General features: G+C 45.1%; 19 protein-coding genes. 2 read left to right on the plus strand and 17 right to left on the minus strand.

Annotated elements, in window-relative coordinates; translation table 11 throughout:
• Window positions 1–231: 231 nt before the first annotated feature.
• From OH460_RS17480 to trmJ, 12 genes are all read right to left on the minus strand, one after another.
• Window positions 232–1,374, minus strand: coding sequence for a bifunctional tRNA (adenosine(37)-C2)-methyltransferase TrmG/ribosomal RNA large subunit methyltransferase RlmN (locus OH460_RS17480; protein ID WP_008222760.1), 1,143 nt, complete (start codon window positions 1,372–1,374; stop codon window positions 232–234).
• A 441-nt stretch (window positions 1,375–1,815) separates the two neighbouring features.
• Window positions 1,816–2,250: a nucleoside-diphosphate kinase gene (gene ndk / locus OH460_RS17485; protein ID WP_008222758.1), complete on the minus strand. Its 435-nt coding sequence runs from the start codon at window positions 2,248–2,250 to the stop codon at window positions 1,816–1,818.
• A 102-nt stretch (window positions 2,251–2,352) separates the two neighbouring features.
• Window positions 2,353–3,648: an aminopeptidase PepB gene (pepB, locus tag OH460_RS17490; RefSeq protein WP_269998995.1), complete on the minus strand. Its 1,296-nt coding sequence runs from the start codon at window positions 3,646–3,648 to the stop codon at window positions 2,353–2,355.
• Window positions 3,649–3,854: 206 nt separating this feature from the next.
• Complete coding sequence (iscX, locus tag OH460_RS17495; RefSeq protein WP_004740335.1) at window positions 3,855–4,055, minus strand: Fe-S cluster assembly protein IscX; 201 nt, start codon at window positions 4,053–4,055, stop codon at window positions 3,855–3,857.
• Window positions 4,056–4,173: 118 nt separating this feature from the next.
• On the minus strand, window positions 4,174–4,512 hold the full coding sequence (gene fdx, locus OH460_RS17500) for an ISC system 2Fe-2S type ferredoxin (protein ID WP_004740336.1): 339 nt from the start codon (window positions 4,510–4,512) through the stop codon (window positions 4,174–4,176).
• A gap of 20 nt (window positions 4,513–4,532) precedes the next feature.
• Window positions 4,533–6,383, minus strand: coding sequence for a Fe-S protein assembly chaperone HscA (hscA, locus tag OH460_RS17505; RefSeq protein ID WP_269998996.1), 1,851 nt, complete (start codon window positions 6,381–6,383; stop codon window positions 4,533–4,535).
• Window positions 6,384–6,405: 22 nt separating this feature from the next.
• The gene (hscB, locus tag OH460_RS17510) at window positions 6,406–6,921 is read right to left on the minus strand and encodes a co-chaperone HscB (protein WP_008222752.1); all 516 of its coding nucleotides are present in this window, start codon (window positions 6,919–6,921) and stop codon (window positions 6,406–6,408) included.
• An 83-nt stretch (window positions 6,922–7,004) separates the two neighbouring features.
• Window positions 7,005–7,328 (minus strand): iron-sulfur cluster assembly protein IscA, encoded by a 324-nt coding sequence (gene iscA / locus OH460_RS17515; protein WP_061033300.1) that lies wholly within the window; start codon window positions 7,326–7,328, stop codon window positions 7,005–7,007.
• 98 nt (window positions 7,329–7,426) lie between these two features.
• On the minus strand, window positions 7,427–7,804 hold the full coding sequence (gene iscU, locus OH460_RS17520) for a Fe-S cluster assembly scaffold IscU (protein WP_004740340.1): 378 nt from the start codon (window positions 7,802–7,804) through the stop codon (window positions 7,427–7,429).
• A 33-nt stretch (window positions 7,805–7,837) separates the two neighbouring features.
• Window positions 7,838–9,052, minus strand: a complete 1,215-nt coding sequence (locus OH460_RS17525; RefSeq protein ID WP_008222744.1) for an IscS subfamily cysteine desulfurase — start codon at window positions 9,050–9,052, stop codon at window positions 7,838–7,840.
• Window positions 9,053–9,079: 27 nt separating this feature from the next.
• Window positions 9,080–9,601 carry a Fe-S cluster assembly transcriptional regulator IscR gene (gene iscR, locus OH460_RS17530; RefSeq protein ID WP_032498688.1) on the minus strand — a complete coding sequence of 174 codons (522 nt, stop codon included), beginning with the start codon at window positions 9,599–9,601 and terminating at the stop codon, window positions 9,080–9,082.
• Between the two features lie 117 nt (window positions 9,602–9,718).
• Entirely contained in the window at window positions 9,719–10,447 is a 729-nt protein-coding gene (gene trmJ / locus OH460_RS17535) for a tRNA (cytosine(32)/uridine(32)-2'-O)-methyltransferase TrmJ (protein ID WP_061033301.1), read from the minus strand.
• Window positions 10,448–10,628: 181 nt separating this feature from the next.
• Between trmJ and suhB the strand changes: the two genes are divergently transcribed.
• Window positions 10,629–11,432, plus strand: coding sequence for an inositol-1-monophosphatase (suhB, locus tag OH460_RS17540; RefSeq protein ID WP_008222742.1), 804 nt, complete (start codon window positions 10,629–10,631; stop codon window positions 11,430–11,432).
• A 296-nt stretch (window positions 11,433–11,728) separates the two neighbouring features.
• Here suhB and secF read toward each other — a convergent pair whose 3' ends face one another.
• The 5 genes from secF to queA all read right to left on the minus strand — a co-directional run bounded on the left by secF (window position 11,729) and on the right by queA (window position 17,379).
• Complete coding sequence (gene secF, locus OH460_RS17545) at window positions 11,729–12,676, minus strand: protein translocase subunit SecF (RefSeq protein ID WP_008222741.1); 948 nt, start codon at window positions 12,674–12,676, stop codon at window positions 11,729–11,731.
• Between the two features lie 14 nt (window positions 12,677–12,690).
• A complete protein-coding gene (gene secD / locus OH460_RS17550; protein WP_004740346.1) occupies window positions 12,691–14,547 on the minus strand; it encodes a protein translocase subunit SecD in 1,857 nt (618 codons plus the stop codon).
• Between the two features lie 20 nt (window positions 14,548–14,567).
• Window positions 14,568–14,897, minus strand: coding sequence for a preprotein translocase subunit YajC (yajC, locus tag OH460_RS17555; protein WP_008224112.1), 330 nt, complete (start codon window positions 14,895–14,897; stop codon window positions 14,568–14,570).
• Between the two features lie 111 nt (window positions 14,898–15,008).
• The gene (gene tgt, locus OH460_RS17560; RefSeq protein ID WP_004740348.1) at window positions 15,009–16,145 is read right to left on the minus strand and encodes a tRNA guanosine(34) transglycosylase Tgt; all 1,137 of its coding nucleotides are present in this window, start codon (window positions 16,143–16,145) and stop codon (window positions 15,009–15,011) included.
• 181 nt (window positions 16,146–16,326) lie between these two features.
• Entirely contained in the window at window positions 16,327–17,379 is a 1,053-nt protein-coding gene (gene queA, locus OH460_RS17565) for a tRNA preQ1(34) S-adenosylmethionine ribosyltransferase-isomerase QueA (RefSeq protein WP_239963069.1), read from the minus strand.
• A 258-nt stretch (window positions 17,380–17,637) separates the two neighbouring features.
• Here queA and OH460_RS17570 point away from each other — a divergent pair, with 258 nt between their 5' ends.
• Window positions 17,638–18,084, plus strand: coding sequence for a CBS domain-containing protein (locus OH460_RS17570; protein WP_128161881.1), 447 nt, complete (start codon window positions 17,638–17,640; stop codon window positions 18,082–18,084).
• Window positions 18,085–18,145 lie beyond the last annotated feature (61 nt).

Consider the following 18,145-nt stretch of genomic DNA (forward strand, 5'->3'; position numbering starts at 1 on the left):
CAGTAACAAGCGAGCACTTAAATTAATTTAAGATTAGTTAATCATAAGCTAATGCCATTACAAGGCAAAAATACTTTCAACAAAATTTACCGTCAGCTCATGGTTTTGTCCAAAAATTGACGAAAAATGTAAGAAAGCGTGGGCAAGAAGTCCAAAAAATAAAAAACGAAGTCCCAAAAACGCAACAAGCCAGAAGTAATACTTCTGGCTTGTTTAGATTCAAATCGCGTTTTATACCGCTTTTACTTCAATCACACCACCGGCAACCAAGTTAGCTTCTGATGCCGCTTTAAGCATTTTAGTACGCTTAGTTCTATCGATAACATCACCAACCAACTGGCCACATGCTGCATCAATATCATCACCACGCGTTTTACGAACCGTTACTGTGTAGTCGTATTCCATTAGCGTTTTTTGGAAGCGGTCAATACGAGAGTTGCTTGGCTTCTTGTATGGTGAACCTGGGTAAGGGTTAAATGGAATCAGGTTAATCTTACATGGCGTGTCTTTCATCAGCTCAGCAAGTTCACGTGCGTGGTCCATATCGTCATTCACATGATCCAATAGAACGTACTCTACCGTTACTTTACCGCGGTTAGCGTTTGAAGAAGCAATGTAGCGACGAACAGATGCTAGGAAATCTTGGATATCCCAACGGTCGTTGATCGGCATGATTTGGCTACGAAGTTCATCGTTTGGCGCATGTAGAGAAATAGCTAGTGCTACGTCGATGTTATCTGTCATTTGGTCAAGGCCAGATACAACACCTGAAGTAGATACTGTTACGCGACGCTTAGACAATGCAAAACCTAGGTCATCAAGCATGATCTCTAATGATGGCATTAGGTTTTTCATGTTTAGTAGCGGCTCACCCATACCCATCATCACAACGTTAGTAATTGGACGACGACCTGTCTCTTTCTCTAGACCGATTTCACGAGCAGCACGCCAGATTTGCCCCACGATCTCAGAAACTTTTAGGTTGCGGTTAAAGCCTTGTTGAGCTGTCGAGCAGAATTTACACTCTAGTGCACAACCAACCTGTGAAGATACACACAGCGTTGCACGGTCACCGTCTGGGATGTATACCGTCTCAACGTCTTGGTCGCCAACGCTCATCGCCCATTTAATTGTGCCGTCTGAAGAGTGTTGAGCTTCAGAAACAACAGGTGCAACAATTTCACAGCGGCGTTGAAGTTTTTCACGCAACTTTTTGTTGATGTTGTTCATGTTTTCGAAGTCATCGACACCGAAGTGATACATCCACTTCATCACTTGATCTGCGCGAAAAGCTTTCTCATTCAATTCTTCTGTGAAAAATTTACGAAGACCTTTACGATCAAAATCGAGTAGATTGACTTTAGCTGTGGTCATGATGCCTCTCAATGACGGAACAATAATTAAGGGCGCGAATTGTACAGCCTTTACGCATGTTCAACAAGGGCTGTAAAACCCTGTGTTTACTAAGACATTCAAACTTAAGTGATTAAAATTTACACAGCCACCTTTCATTACTTACAATTCTGGAAATAAGAACTAGATTCCCGACTACGCTCCTTCGTCGCTTTCGGAAATGACGTAAAAACTTGCTCAGTAACTTTCCATTCATAGTCGTCTGGTCACCAATTCCTCAAACCTCGTCATTCCAGAACTGAGGAACAAAGTATCTGGAATCTCCAACCACAACTGAGATTCCCGACTGCACTCCTGCGTCACTATCGGGAATGACGACTAGGTAAACTATCTCTAACGTAAAATCCACATACAAAAAAGGCCTCACCAAAGTGAAGCCTTTAGAATCATTTGCTGTGTCGCTTATTGAGCTGGACGTGGGCAAATCTCAGATTCAGGGAAGAAGAACTCGATTTCACGAGCTGCAGACTCTGGGCTGTCGCTGCCGTGTACTGAGTTGTAACGCATGCTGATTGCGTAATCAGCGCGGATCGTGCCGCATGCCGCTTCTTCTGGGTTTGTTTTGCCCATAAGTTCACGGTAACGAGCAATTGCGTTTTCGCCTTCAAGTACTTGAACCATGATAGGACCAGAAGTCATGAACTCTTTTAGTGGACCAAAGAATTCTTTACCTTCGTGTTCCGCGTAGAAGCCGCTCGCTTGCTCTTCAGTCAGACGAACCATCTTAGCAGCGATGATTTCTAGGCCTGCTTTTTCGATGCGGTGGTAGATTTCACCAACAAGGTTACGCTTAACTGCATCCGGCTTAACAATTGAGAACGTTCTTTCTAGAGCCATAGGGATTCCTTCACTTCATTTTTTGTTATTAAATACTGAAATTACTAAGATCATTCGATCTAAGTTAATCAATGAGCGGTATCGAACCGCTCATCGTTATTATTATTTTGCTTGGTCGATAAGAATGCGAGCCAGTGTGCGAACACCCATGCCTGTTGCACCTGCCGCCCACTTATCACTTGGAGATTTACGGTAAGTACCCGCGCAATCCATGTGCATCCAGCCTTTTTTGTAGCCATCTACGAAGTAAGACAGGAACGCAGCAGCAGTGCTTGCACCAGGAGTGTAATCACCCGTGCTGATGTTCGAAAGGTCAGCAAAGTTTGAAGGCAGCATACCACGGTGGAAGTCCGCAAGAGGCAGTGGCCACAGGCCTTCTTTCTCTTGGTTAGCCGCCGTTAGTGCTTGGTGAGCCAGCTCGTCATCGAAGCTCATTAGTGCGTGGTAGTCGTTACCCAGTGCGTTTTTAGCAGCGCCCGTTAGCGTTGCACAGTCGATGATAAGCTCTGGATTTTGCTCACTTGCGTACATCAGGCCATCAGCTAGAACTAAACGACCTTCTGCGTCGGTGTTCATGATCTCAACCGTCTTACCGTTCTTGTACGTGATGATATCGCCAAGCTTCAATGCACGGCCAGAGATCATGTTCTCTGCACAACATAGGATAAGCTTGATGCGCTTGTTCAGGCCACGCTCAATCGCAAGACCTAAACCACCAGTGATAGTCGCTGCGCCACCCATGTCCGCTTTCATTGCAGTCATGAACTGACCTGGTTTAATGCTGTAACCGCCTGAGTCGAAAGTGATGCCTTTACCAACTAGACAAGCAAATACAGGTGCGTTTTCGTCGCCTGTTGGGTTGAAGTCCAGCTGAAGCATTGCTGAAGTACGCTCAGAGCCGCGGCCTACCGCGTAGATGCCTTCCCAACCTTCAGTTAGTAGGTCTTTGTCTTTAACGATTTTTGCTTTAACTGTGCCTTCTGGCGCAACTGACTTGATGTATTCAGCTGCCATTGTTGCCAGTTGACGAGGTGCGACTTCTTCAGCCGTCTTATTGATAATGTCACGCGTCCAATCTGTAGCACGAATACGCGCCTCTAGTTCAGCTTGGTCTGCTTCTGGCAGTGCGTCCCACTCCAATGTATTCTTTTTCTTTGGTCCACGGTAACCTTGATTGAAAGCCCATACGCTTTCTAGATCCCAACCTTCACCACTTAGTGAAACGAATGAAATACCTTGTCCGTCAAGTGTGCGACCTGCTCGTTGAACGGCACCAAGATCGTGGCCTTCACCAATGTGAATTGTCGCTCCTGCTTCCGAGAACGATAAGATAGCTTTTGCTCCCCACTGAGGCTGGGCAGCTTCTTGACTTAAAAATACTGACATCTGTGTAGACATGATTTCTCCTTGTCTGAGAACCACCTTGCTTGAGTGATCCTGATTATTTTTTATTAGCGCACTGATGTTAGCATTATGTAGAAGTAAAATGTCATTTTGATAAAAAAACGGACCATAAGGTCCGCTTTTTTTAGTAAGAATTGTTAACTTGGCTGCGTTTTATATGGGGTTGATTTCACTCCATAGCCAAATCATCGATGTGATGATTAATCCATCTCATCCATCCAGCACAAAATAATAGCCTCTAAGATCTTTTCGTTCGAGTGGTTAGGCTCGTCGTCAAACTCTTCAAGGTCTAATACCCACTGATGTAGGTCGGTAAAACGTACCGTTTTAGGATCAGTATCAGGGTACAAATCACATAGCTCAATTGCGATATCGCGAGAATCAATCCACTTCAAGCTCATAACACTTCCTTATATTTATCAGAGACACTTAGTCACTTTTATGATCTATATTCTAGGCCAGTTTTGCTAAATCGTTATCTCAGTCATGGCGAAAACCACCATGACTGTAGAGTAATTCTTAGTGATCTTCAGATGCTAGGTTCAAGGTGTACTTTGGAATCTCAACAACAAGGTCTTCATCAGCGACTTTCGCTTGGCAACCTAGGCGAGATTCCATTTCTAAGCCCCATGCTTTATCAAGCATATCGTCTTCTAGGTCATCACTCTCTTCTAAAGAATCGAAACCTTCACGGATCACAACGTGACATGTTGTACATGCACACGATTTTTCACATGCGTGCTCAATACCAATACCGGCCTTCAACGCTACATCAAGAACCGTTTCACCAGTTTTTGCTTCTAAAACAGCGCCTTCTGGACATAGATCTTCGTGAGGTAAAACAATAATCTTTGGCATGTTTATCTATTCTCTAACTATTAAATATTATCGACTGACTGACCTGACAGTGCAGCACGAATTGATTTATCCATACGACGTGAAGCAAAGTCTTGGCTCGCTTTGTCGGTATTCTTAATTTCTTGTTCAATGGCATCAGCACTGTCGCCGTTGCGCACTTCAATCAGCGTTTCAATGGCTTGTAGCAGCTGTTGTTTCTCTTGATCGTTAAGCAGCTCGTCACCGTCAGCTTGCATTGCAGCGATCAGGCCTTCAATAACGCGATCCGCTTCTACGCGTTGTTCCGCAAGAGCACGCGCTTGCATGTCTTCTTTCGCAAACGTCATAGAGTCTTTCAGCATGTTAGCAACTTCATCATCGCTCAGGCCGTAAGAAGGCTTCACTTGGATTTCAGCTTGAACACCCGTGCTCTTTTCCATAGCTGTTACAGACAACAGGCCATCAGCATCCACTTGGTAAGTCACACGAATATGCGCTGCACCAGCAGCCATAGGTGGAATGCCCTTCAGAGCAAAACGAGCCAGTGAGCGACAATCGTCAACCATTTCACGTTCGCCTTGAACGGTGTGTACTGTCATTGCAGTTTGACCGTCTTTGAACGTAGTAAATTCTTGTGCGCGAGCTACTGGGATCGTGGTGTTACGCGGAATGATCTTTTCTACTAGGCTACCCATGGTTTCGATACCTAGTGAAAGTGGGATTACGTCCAGTAGCAACATTTCTGAATCAGGTTTGTTACCTACTAGAATATCCGCTTGAATTGACGCACCAATCGCAACCACTTCATCAGGGTTAATGCTGGTTAATGGCGTACGACCAAAGAAGTCGCCAACCATTTCACGTACAAGTAATGTACGAGTTGAACCACCAACCATCACTACTTCTAGAACTTCGTCCGCATCAACTTCTGCATCTTTTAAAGCACGACGACATGAAAGTAGCGTTTTCTTAACTAGAGGCTTAATGATCTCTTCAAACTCTTCACGAGTTAATGAACCAGACCAACCTAGAACTTCCACATCTACACTTTCTGATTCAGACAAACCAATTTTAGCTTCCGTTGCTGCATCGAGAAGCGCACGGTTTTGTTCAGCAGTTAGCTCTGATAATCCCATTTGCTCTTTGAAATGATCAGCAACAAGGTGGTCAAAATCATCACCGCCTAGTGCAGAGTCACCGCCAGTAGCTAGAACTTCAAAGACACCTTTAGACAAGCGTAAAATAGAGATATCAAACGTACCGCCGCCTAAGTCGTAAACCGCGATCACCCCTTCTTTGCCTGAATCCAGACCGTAAGCAATCGCTGCCGCCGTTGGTTCATTTAGAAGACGTAATACATGAAGACCAGCCAGCTGCGCCGCGTCTTTAGTACCAGCACGTTGTGCATCATCGAAATACGCAGGAACGGTAATAACCGCACCAGATAGCTCACCGCCTAATGTAGACTCAGCTCGTTGACCTAGCGCTTTCAGAATATCTGCAGATACTTGAATCGGGTTCTTGTTGCCTTGCTCTGTACGGATCACAGGCAGACCATTATCACTTTCTTCAAACTGATATGGCAGAGATGGGTATCGTTGCTGAATATCAGCCAGTGAGCGACCAATCAATCGCTTAACTGAGATAATGGTATTTTTAGGATCAGTCTGTGCATTTGCACGAGCTTCATCACCAGTCGTATGTGAGTCTGACTGATAGTGAACAACGGAAGGCAGAATGCTACGACCATCTTGATCAACGAGCGTGCTCGCTTCACCACTGCGCACTGACGCAACCAATGAATTTGTTGTACCTAAATCAATACCCACAGCAAGCTTATGCTGGTGAGGAGCGGCGCTTTGCCCTGGTTCTGCAATCTGAAGTAGTGCCATGGATGTGTCCTTGTTGTACCAACTAGCCGATCAAACGATCTTCAACTAGCTCGATTTCATTCTTTAATTTTGCAATAAACTTAAGCTTTCTTACTCGGTCTGCTGCTTCTAACCAAGCCTGGCTGTCGAGTTCTTGTTGGATAGCGCTTAATTGTTGTTTATACATTTTGCTAACCTTTCCTTCAAATGCAAACAATGCATCTTCCGGGTCAGAACTGTCGGCGATGTCTTCAAGCTCTTCACGCAGTTCCATTTGCTCCATAAGGAACATTGGGTCTTGCATGGTTTGCTGCTCGCCGCGAATATCCTCACCATGTTGTACTAACAGGTATTCAGCGCGGCTGATTGGATTCTTCAGCACCTGATACGCATCGTTAATTTGCGCTGCTTTTTGCACGGCTAGCAAGCGATCTCGCTCAGAAGCTGTAGCAAATTTATCAGGGTGGAATTGACGTTGCAGATCTCTAAACTGAGAAGAAAGAAGGCTACCATCCAGCTGGAACTGAAGTGGTAGCCCAAATAATTCGAAATGATTCATGTAACGGTGGTCCTAAGTTTAGGCTCTGAGTCAGAGCCTAATTTTATTCTTCGCTCACTATAAACGTTCTACGATTGAAGCGTTTATACGTTGAAGCTCTCACCACAACCACATTCGCCTTTCGCGTTAGGGTTGTTGAATTCAAAACCTTCGTTTAGGCCTTCTTTTACGTAATCAAGCTCCGTACCGTCTAGGTAAACTAAGCTCTTTGGATCAATGATGACCTTCACACCTGAATGCTCGAACACTTGGTCTTCTTCGTTAAGCTCGTCAACGAATTCTAGTACATACGCCATACCCGAACAGCCAGTGGTTTTAACCGCTAAGCGCAACCCGATACCTTTACCTCGGTTATCTAGGAAAGCTTGAACTCGGCTTGCCGCCGTCTCTGTCATGGTGATGGCCATACTACAACCTTGTGTTTTATATAAAATTGAGAACTCAGGGGGAGCACAAAGGATGCTCCCAAATATTGCTTATTATTGGTGATTACTTATAGAAACGATTAACGCTTCTTTTTGTAATCCGCAACTGCTGCTTTGATTGCATCTTCAGCAAGAATTGAACAGTGAACTTTCACTGGTGGCAACTCAAGCTCTTCTGCGATTTCAGAGTTTTTGATAGCAGCCGCTTCATCAATGCTTTTACCTTTAACCCACTCAGTGACTAGTGAGCTAGAAGCGATTGCGCTACCGCAACCGTAAGTCTTGAATTTCGCGTCTTCGATAATACCTTCTGGTGTTACCTTGATTTGCAGTTTCATTACGTCACCACAAGCTGGTGCGCCAACCATGCCGCTACCTACACTTGGGTCTTCTTTATCAAACGAACCTACGTTACGTGGGTTTTCGTAGTGATCAATTACTTTTTCGCTATATGCCATGATAGTTACCTCGAATCCTCTATTTCCGTGAGATTAGTGATGTGCCCACTCAACAGTGTTCAAATCAATCCCTTCTTTATACATATCCCATAGAGGAGACATGTCGCGTAATTTGTTTACCGCTACACGGATTTGTGCAATCGCGTAGTCGATTTCTTCTTCCGTTGTGAAACGGCCGAACGAGAAACGTACTGAGCTGTGTGCCAGTTCATCGTTTAGACCAAGAGCACGTAGAACGTACGATGGCTCTAAGCTTGCTGATGTACATGCAGAACCCGATGATACTGCTAGGTCTTTTAGAGACATAAGCAGAGACTCACCTTCAACGAAAGCAAAGCTCACGTTTAGGTTGTGTGGTACACGTTGGTCTAAGTCACCGTTTACTGTTACCGCTTCTAGATCCTGAACACCTTTCAGTAGACGCTCACGAAGTGCTAGTGCGTGATCGTAATCTTTCTGCATGTCTTGCTTAGCAACAGCACACGCTTCGCCCATACCCACGATTTGGTGAGTAGCAAGCGTACCAGAGCGGAAACCACGCTCATGACCGCCACCGTGCATTTGCGCTTCAAGACGAATACGAGGCTTACGACGAACGTAAAGTGCACCGATACCTTTAGGACCATACATCTTGTGAGCTGAAAGTGAGATTAGGTCAACTTTAGTCTCTTTTACGTCTAGTGGGATTTTACCCGCAGACTGAGCTGCATCAACGTGGAAGATGATCTTGCGAGAACGACATAGTTCGCCGATTGCATTGATATCTTGGATAACGCCGATTTCGTTGTTTACGTGCATGATAGAAACAAGAACTGTGTCTTCACGCATTGCAGCTTGTAGCTTGTCTAGATCGATGATGCCGTTTGCTTCTGGCTCTAGGTAAGTTACCTCGAAGCCTTCACGCTCTAGTTGACGACATGGATCAAGAACCGCTTTGTGTTCTGTTTTGCACGTGATTACGTGCTTACCTTTCTTCTCGTAAAAGTGCGCTGCACCTTTAATAGCAAGGTTATCTGACTCTGTAGCACCAGAAGTGAAAACAATTTCACGTGGGTCTGCATTTAGTAGGTCAGCAATTTGCTCACGAGCATTATCTACTGCTTCTTCTGCCTGCCAGCCGTAACGGTGTGAACGAGATGCAGGGTTACCGAAGTTACCGTCCATCGTCATGCACTGAACCATTTTCTCAGCAACTCGTGGATCGACTGGGCATGTAGCTGAATAGTCAAAGTAAATAGGCAGTTTCATTTTCTACTCCAATGTAAAAACTGACCGCTATGAGCGGGCATTAACACCGTGAGGTGCTGCACTAATCGTTGTAGTGCTCGTATTTTTATGTGCAAAACTATTGTTAACCGCAAGATCAATATCTTGGCGATCAGAAATCTCTAAAACTTCGTTATCTTTCATCAGCTCACCGAGCGTAATGTCGTTTAAGAAGCTGCTGATTCGGGAGCTTAAATCACGCCAAAGGGTGTGAGTTAAACAACGACTACCACCTTGGCAATCTGCTCGACCGTGACACTTAGTTGCATCTACTGATTCGTCAACTGCTGCAATCACAGTTCCGACAGCGATGTCGCCCGCTTCAGCGCCAAGACGGTAACCACCACCTGGGCCACGAACACTAGCAACTAAGCCAGCTTTACGTAACTTAGAAAAAAGTTGCTCTAAGTAAGATAACGAGATGCCTTGTCGCTCTGAGATGTCAGCCAGAGGAACTGGGCTTTTTTGCGAATGCAGTGCTACATCTAGCATAGCCGTTACCGCATATCTTCCTTTAGATGTAAGTTTCATATCACACCGTATCCACATTGTTTATGTGGTTGGAATCTTCCCATACCTGACTAAATTGGTCAAGTATTTTACCTGACTATTTTAGTCAGGTATTCATCCCTACAGTGAGTATGGCTTTTACTGGCTATTTTTGCTCTTCTCGATAGAGGTCAAAATACCACGAAGCGTGTTGATCTCTTGAAGTTCTGGACGCGCACGACTAAACAGGCGACGTAACTTATTCATCACCTGACCAGGCTTATCCTTAGAGATAAATTGGGTATCGATGATGACTTTTTCAAGGTGTTCGTAGAACATTTCTAGTTCTTCGTGACGAGGGTACTCATCTTGTGGCTGAGGCTTGTATTGGCTAGCCACCATATCTAGATGAGCAACACGAACTTCGTAGCTCAGCGTCTGTACAGCCATCGCTAGGTTTAGCGAGCTGTATTCAGGGTTTGCAGGAATACATACGTGGTAATGACACTTTTGTAGTTCTTCATTCGTTAGGCCTGTGCGCTCGCGACCGAAGACTAATGCTACAGGGTGCTTTTGACCTTCAACGGCAAACTTTTCACCACACTCACGAGGCTCAAGCATTGGCCATTCAAGGGTACGTGAACGAGCACTTGAACCGACAACCAAACCGCAGTCTTTTACGGCTTCATCTAATGTAGAAACAATAACCGCATTTTCAGCGATGTCACCAGCACCAGCAGCCAGTGCTAAGGTCTGCTCGTCAACTTCGCACTGAGGGTCTACAAGAACTAACTGACTTAAACCCATCACTTTCATTGCGCGAGCTGCTGATCCGATATTTCCCGAATGAGACGTACCAACCAGAACGACTTTTACATTGTCTAACATGCTATATGACACCACTTTAAAAATAATCGCGAGATATTAACACATAGCAAAGTAAAATGGTCAGACCCTTCGCGTAATGTGAATCTAAGAGTTCAAAAAATAACCACTTCCCTTTTGGTAAAACTTTGGTATACTCGCCGCCGCTTTAAATTGTTCTTTAACATCTTGTGGGAAAAACCATATGCATCCAATGCTAAACATTGCGATACGCGCTGCGCGTAAAGCTGGCAACCATATTGCTAAATCTCTAGAAACAACTGATAAGATCGAAACGTCTCTAAAAGGTAACAACGATTACGTTACTAACATTGCTCAAGAAGCTGAGTACATGATCATTGAGACAATCAAAGCATCTTACCCAGAGCACAGCATTATTTCTGAAGAGAAAGGCCTAATCGAAGGTAAAGACTCTGACGTACAATGGATCGTTGACCCACTAGATGGCACCAACAACTTTGTAAAAGGTTTCCCTCACTTCTCTGTATCTATCGCTGTTCGCATGAACGGTCGTACAGAAGTTGCTTGTGTTTACGACCCAATGCTAAACGAGCTATTCACAGCTCAACGTGGCGCTGGTGCTCAACTAAACAACGCTCGTATGCGTGTTACTCAGCTTAAAGACCTTCAAGGTACTGTTCTAGCAACTGGTTTCCCATTCAAAGCTAAGCAACACTCTGAGTCTTTCATGAAGATCATCTCTGGTCTATTCATCGACTGTTCTGATTTCCGTCGTACTGGTTCTCCAGCACTTGACCTATGTTACCTAGCGGCTGGCCGTGTTGACGGTTACCTAGAACTAGACCTAAAACCTTGGGACCTAGCAGCTGGCGATCTAATCGCACGTGAAGCTGGTGCAATCCTTACTGACTTCGCTGGCGGTACTGACTACATGAAGTCTGGTAACGTTGTAGCTTCAAGCGCACGTGGTGTTAAGTCTATTCTTAAGCACGTTCGTGAGAACGCAAACGAAGGTATGCTGAAGTAATTCAGGCCTTATGCTTATAGTCTCTATTTAATAGAGCGCTAAAAAATTCAAAGCCTCGCACACGCGGGGCTTTTTTGTATCTGTGGTTCAGGGATGCGAGATAGGAGATAGGAGATAGGAGATAGGAGATAGGAGATAGGAGATAGGAGATAGGAGATCAGAATGTATCTTAATGAAATGAAGTTCAACATACATCAACGTTAAATTGTATTGAGCGTCCCCATAGAATACAGGCGTAAAAAAACCGCTAGTTGCCTAGCGGTTTTTTGGTTTAGCGAAACTTGTTAGGCCAAGGCCTAAGGCATTTCGTCAAACTCTTCACCTTCTTTTTCCACTTGTGGTGGCATTAGGTGTTCACGCGTAATACCCAACTTCATCGCTAGTGCAGATGCAACGTAGATAGAAGAGTAAGTACCAACCGTAATACCCAGTAGAAGTGCGGTTGCGAAACCGTGAATCATTGCGCCGCCCTGAACAAACAGTGCGATAACTACGAACAAGGTTGTACCAGAAGTGATCAATGTACGGCTCAATGTTTGTGTGATTGAGCTGTTCAGCACTTCAGGTGCTTCGCCTTTACGCATCTTACGGAAGTTCTCACGAATACGGTCGAATACAACAATGGTATCGTTGAGGGAGTAACCGACTACCGTTAGCAAGGCTGCTACGATGGTAAGGTCAACCTCAATTTGCATCAGAGAGAATACACCCAGCGTGATGATAACGTCGTGCGCCAGTGCAAGTACCGCACCTGCCGCCAAGCGCCACTCGAATCGCACTGATACGTAGATCAAAATACAGATAAGAGAAACCAAGATAGCAAGGCCACCCGCTTCTGTTAGCTCATCACCTACGTTAGGACCAACGAACTCGATACGACGCATTTCAACTTGTTCACCTGTGCCTTTCTCGATAGCTGAAAGGATTTGGTTACCAAGCGTCTCGCCTGCAACGCCGTCACGAGGACGTAGACGAACCATTACATCACGAGCTGAACCGAAGTTCTGTACCGTTGCATCACCAAAGCCTTCAGCTTCAAGTGCACTACGGATATCAGGAAGGTGTGCTGGTTGTTCAAAGCCAACTTCAATCAGAGTACCGCCTGTAAAGTCTAGACCCCAGTTCAACGATTTCGTTGTTAGGGTGAAGATAGCCGTACCAATCATCAAGATAGAAAGAACAAAGGCAACCTTTGACCAACGCATAAAGTCGATCATTTTGTCTGCTTTTAGAATCTGAAACATATTAATTCCTAGCCTTAGATCGACAGTTTCTTAACGCGTTTGCCGCCATACATCAGGTTCACGATACAACGTGTGCCGACAATAGCTGTAAACATAGAAGTCAGGATACCGATAGACAGCGTTACCGCGAAGCCTTTAATCGCACCAGTACCAACCGCAAATAGAATGATTGCAGTTAATAGAGTTGTGATGTTCGCATCGGCGATTGTGCTGAATGCGTTCGCGTAACCTTGGTGAATTGCTTGCTGTGGACTGCGTCCCTCTCGAAGTTCTTCACGTATACGCTCAAAGATCAGTACGTTCGCATCGACCGCCATACCGACCGTTAATACGATACCGGCAATACCTGGTAGCGTCATGGTTGCACCTGGGATCATCGACATCACACCAATAATCAGTACCAAGTTCGCCATTAGCGCAACGTTCGCGATAAGACCAAAGCTACGGTAGTAAAGCAGCGTAAATAGCATTACTGCAGCCATACCCCAAACCATCGCCATGATACCCATATCGATGTTTTGTTGTCCCATAGATGGACCAATCGTACGTTCTTCAACAATCGAGATAGGCGCAATCAGAGCACCTGCACGAAGTAGAAGTGCCAAGTTATGAGCTTCAGCTGTAGAGTCGATACCAGTAATACGGAAGTTACGGCCAAGCGCTGATTGAATCGTCGCTTGGTTGATCACTTCTTCATGCTTAGTAAGAATCACTTTGCCTTCAGGTGTCTTACGACCGCTGTCTTTGTACTCTGCAAATACCGTCGCCATTAGCTTACCGATATTTTGACGAGAGAACGCAGACATCTTGCTACCACCTTCGCTGTCTAGCGAGATGTTAACTTGAGGACGACCATATTCATCAACACTTGAGCTTGCATCTGTAATGCTAGAACCACCTAGGATAACGCGCTTCTTAAGTACCACAGGGCGACCATCACGGTCTTGCTTAATTTCGCTACCAGCTGGGGCACGACCAGAAGCTGCAGCGGCTAAGTCAGCACTGCTATCAACTTCACGGAATTCAAGCGTTGCTGTCGCACCAAGGATTTCTTTAGCACGAGCCGTGTCTTGAACACCTGGCAATTCTACTACGATACGGCTAGCACCTTGACGTTGAACCAAAGGCTCAGCAACACCAAGTTCGTTCACACGATTACGTAGAATGGTAATGTTTTGCTCTACCGCGTAATTACGGATTTCTTGAAGACGAGCTTCAGTGAAGTTAGCAATCAAAGAAAAACGACCATTCGAGTCAGAGTCTACGAATGTCATATCTTGGTGCTTAGATTGCAGTAGCGATTTCGCTTCAGCAAGCTGCTCTTCATTACGTAAGATCACTTCTACCGCATCTTTACCCGATGGACGAATAGCACGGTAACGGATCTTCTCTTCACGAAGTTCACTACGGAATGCTTCTTCTTGTTGGCCAACTAGCTTTTCCATTGCAGCGTCCATATCCACTTCCATTAAGAAGTGAACACCACCACGTAGGTCAAGACCAAGCTTCATTGGTGCAGCACCAATAGATTCAAGCCAATCCGGTGTTGAAGCCGCTAGGTTTAATGCAACGATAACGTCTTCGTCTAATGCTTCAGTGATAACATCACGGGCACTAATTTGAGAGTCTGTGTCGTTAAAGCGAACAAGAATGGAACCGTTTTCTAGAGCAACGGATTTAGTTGAAAGGTTTTCTGCTTCAAGAGCATTGGTGACAGCATCCAGCGTAGACATATCTACAGAGGCGCCACGCGCCCCTGTAACTTGAACTGCCGGATCTTCACCGTATATATTCGGAAGTGCGTACAACGCAGCGATGGCAATGGTAAACACCACCATCAGGTACTTCCATAACGGATAACGGTTTAGCACAGCGAGGATCCTCTAGCTGTTTATAGAGATTTCAGAGTACCTTTTGGTAGCACTGCTGTAACGAAGTCTTTCTTGATAACTACTTCGTTGTTTGCGTTCAGTTCGATAGCAACATAGTCGCTGTCTTCTGCAATCTTAGTGATTTTACCGATCAGACCACCGCTAGTTAGAACTTCGTCGCCTTTGCCCATAGAAGCCATTAGGTTCTTGTGCTCTTTAACGCGCTTAGCTTGTGGACGGTAGATCATGAAGTAGAAGATCACAGCGAACATACCTAGCATGATAAGCATTTCGAAACCGCCGCCTGCTGGTGCACCTTCTGCTGCTGCGTGAGCTTGAGAAATAAACATTTAAAACATCCTCTATTTATATTTTCGTAATTGTTTGTCTAATTGGGTCGTATCCCTTTATTTTCAAGCCCCATCCCTCCGAAGAGAGACAGGGCTCGCAAAAAAGAAATACTAAGATTCTTTACCTAGTGGTGGCACTTCACGCCCCATTCTTGCGTAGAACTCTGCAACAAACTCTTCAAAGCGGTCTTCATCGATAGACTGACGAATGTCAGACATTACTCGTTGGTAGAAACGCAGGTTATGAATCGTGTTCAGTCGAGCACCTAGGATTTCGTTACAACGATCCAAGTGGTGTAAGTACGACTTGCTGTAGTTCTTACAAGTGTAACAGTCACACTCTGAATCTAGTGGTGTTGTATCGGTTTTATGCTTCGCATTACGGATCTTGATCACACCTTCAGTCACAAACAGGTGGCCGTTACGTGCATTTCGCGTTGGCATTACACAGTCAAACATGTCGATACCACGACGAACACCTTCAACTAGGTCTTCAGGTTTGCCTACGCCCATTAGGTAACGTGGCTTATCTTCAGGTAGTTGAGGACATGTGTGCTCAAGAATGCGGTGCATGTCTTCTTTTGGTTCGCCTACTGCTAGGCCGCCAACTGCGTAACCGTCAAAACCAATTTCAGTTAGGCCTTTAACCGATACATCACGTAGGTCTTCGTACACACCACCTTGAACGATACCGAATAGTGAGTTCGGGTTTTCAAGTTTGTCGAAGTGGTTACGAGAACGCTCAGCCCAACGAAGAGACATCTCCATTGAGTCTTTCGCTTCTTTGTGTGTCGCAGGGTAAGGCGTACACTCATCGAAGATCATTACGATGTCTGAACCTAGGTCTTTTTGGATTTCCATAGACTTTTCAGCGTCCATGAAGATCTTGTCACCGTTTACAGGGTTACGGAAGTGAACACCCTCTTCAGTGATTTTACGCATCGCACCTAAGCTGAATACTTGGAAGCCGCCTGAATCGGTCAGGATAGGACCTTGCCAGTTCATGAAATCGTGCAAGTCACCGTGCATCTTCATGATTTCTTGACCAGGACGTAGCCATAGGTGGAACGTGTTACCTAATAGGATTTCAGCACCTGTGTCTTTTACTTCTTCAGGAGTCATACCTTTTACAGTACCGTAAGTACCTACAGGCATGAATGCTGGTGTTTCAACGGTACCGCGCTCAAACTGAAGTTGACCACGACGTGCACCAGCGTTAGTTTTTTTAAGTTCGTATTTTAATTTCACGAAGCCTCCAATATGCCAGAGAAACAATCTGACTGTTAATTCAGAGCTTAAGTTAGCCTTAATACTCTATGAGGAGCGGTCGCGTATTCCTTGCGAGAGATTAGACAGAGACCCTGCCCGACTCCTAGCTTACTGCTAGCACCCGTAAATTCTTATTTGTATCGCTTATAACCAGCTTAAATTAGCTGGTTTTCTTGTTGATGAACATGGCATCACCATAGCTGAAGAAGCGGTATTCGCTCTTTACTGCGTGATCGTATGCACCCATCACGTTGTCGTAACCTGCAAACGCACTCACCAACATGATCAGAGTCGATTCAGGTAGGTGGAAGTTAGTGATAAGACAATCCACCAACTGGTATTTGTAACCAGGGAAGATAAAGATTTCTGTATCACCAAAGAACGGCACTAATTCAGTACCGTTTTTCAGAGCATCTTGTGCTGCGCTCTCTAGAGAACGAACCGATGTTGTACCCACTGCGATGATGCGCCCGCCGCGTGCTTTGGTCGCAGCAACCGCATCCACTACTTCTTGCGGTACTTCAACGTACTCTGCATGCATGTGGTGATCATTGATGTTGTCTACTTTTACTGGCTGGAATGTGCCCGCACCAACGTGCAGTGTTACATAAGCAAACTCAACGCCTTTCGCTTTCATATCTGCCATTAGCTTGTCGTCAAAGTGAAGACCGGCTGTGGGTGCAGCTACTGCACCTGGCTTTTCATTATAGACCGTCTGGTAACGCTCTTTATCTGCGTCTTCATCTGGACGATCAATATAAGGAGGCAGTGGCATGTGACCAACGCTGTTAAGAATCTCTAGAACGCTTTGATCAGATGTGAAATGGATTTCAAATAACGCATCATGACGTGCGACCATTTCTGCTTCGTACTCATCATTCTCACCAAGGAACAGCTTAGTGCCTGGCTTTGGTGATTTAGAACAACGAACATGAGCCAGAATGCTTTTCTCATCCAGCATACGCTCAACCAACACCTCAAGCTTACCGCCTGAAGCTTTGCGACCAAACACACGAGCAGGGATAACACGCGTATTATTGAAAACAACCAGATCACCTGGTTCAACCAAGTCTAAAACGTCCTTGAACGAACCATCAGTTAGGTTGCCGTTATTGCCATCTAATTTAAGCAGACGGCTTGCTGTACGCTCTTCTTGAGGGTAGCGAGCAATGAGTTCATCTGGTAGGTCAAAGTGAAAATCTGAAACTTGCATTTTTCTGGTCTTGTTTGGTTGATGAATGAGTAGACGCGACTAAAAATTTCGCAGTGGGCTAGTATAGGCACACGAGCCGCAATAGCAAGGTTTACAGCAATGGATTATTGTAAAGAGGCGTAAAATTATGCGACTTAATCCGCTCTCCAGTGAAATGAAATAGTTGTGTGAAACTCACCCAAAAATGCGCCAGCTCTCAGTTATTTTTTGGATAAAAAACTATAGTGATAACAACAAATAAATAATAAGGAGGTTCGTATGATCAAGGTTGAAGATATGATGACTCGCAACCCTCATACTTTATTGCGCTCACACTCACTGGCCGATGCTAAGCACACCATGGAAGCGCTTGATATCCGCCACATACCAGTCGTCGATGCCGATAGAAAACTATTGGGCGTAGTTACCCAACGAGACGTTCTCGCCGCCCAAGAATCAAGCCTACAAAACATTCCGCCAGCTCAATCTTTTACCCTATCTACTCCTCTCAACGACATCATGCACAAAAGTGTTATGTCAGTAGAACCTCGAGCTGGGTTAAAAGAGTCTGCTATTTATATGCAAAAACACAAAGTGGGCTGCTTGCCAGTGGTCAGCCACGGCGAACTGGTTGGCATCATCACCGACAGTGACTTCGTCACCATCGCGATTAACTTGCTTGAACTACAAGAAGAAGTAGAGCCAGAAGAAGCTGAAGTGGATTGAGACAGTAATAAAACGAGCCTCATGACATCATGAGGCTCTATTAGAATCAGATTTAATGTTT

Source organism: Vibrio sp. Makdt (assembly GCF_027587015.1).
In the GTDB taxonomy this organism is placed as follows: Bacteria; Pseudomonadota; Gammaproteobacteria; order Enterobacterales; family Vibrionaceae; genus Vibrio; species Vibrio chagasii_B.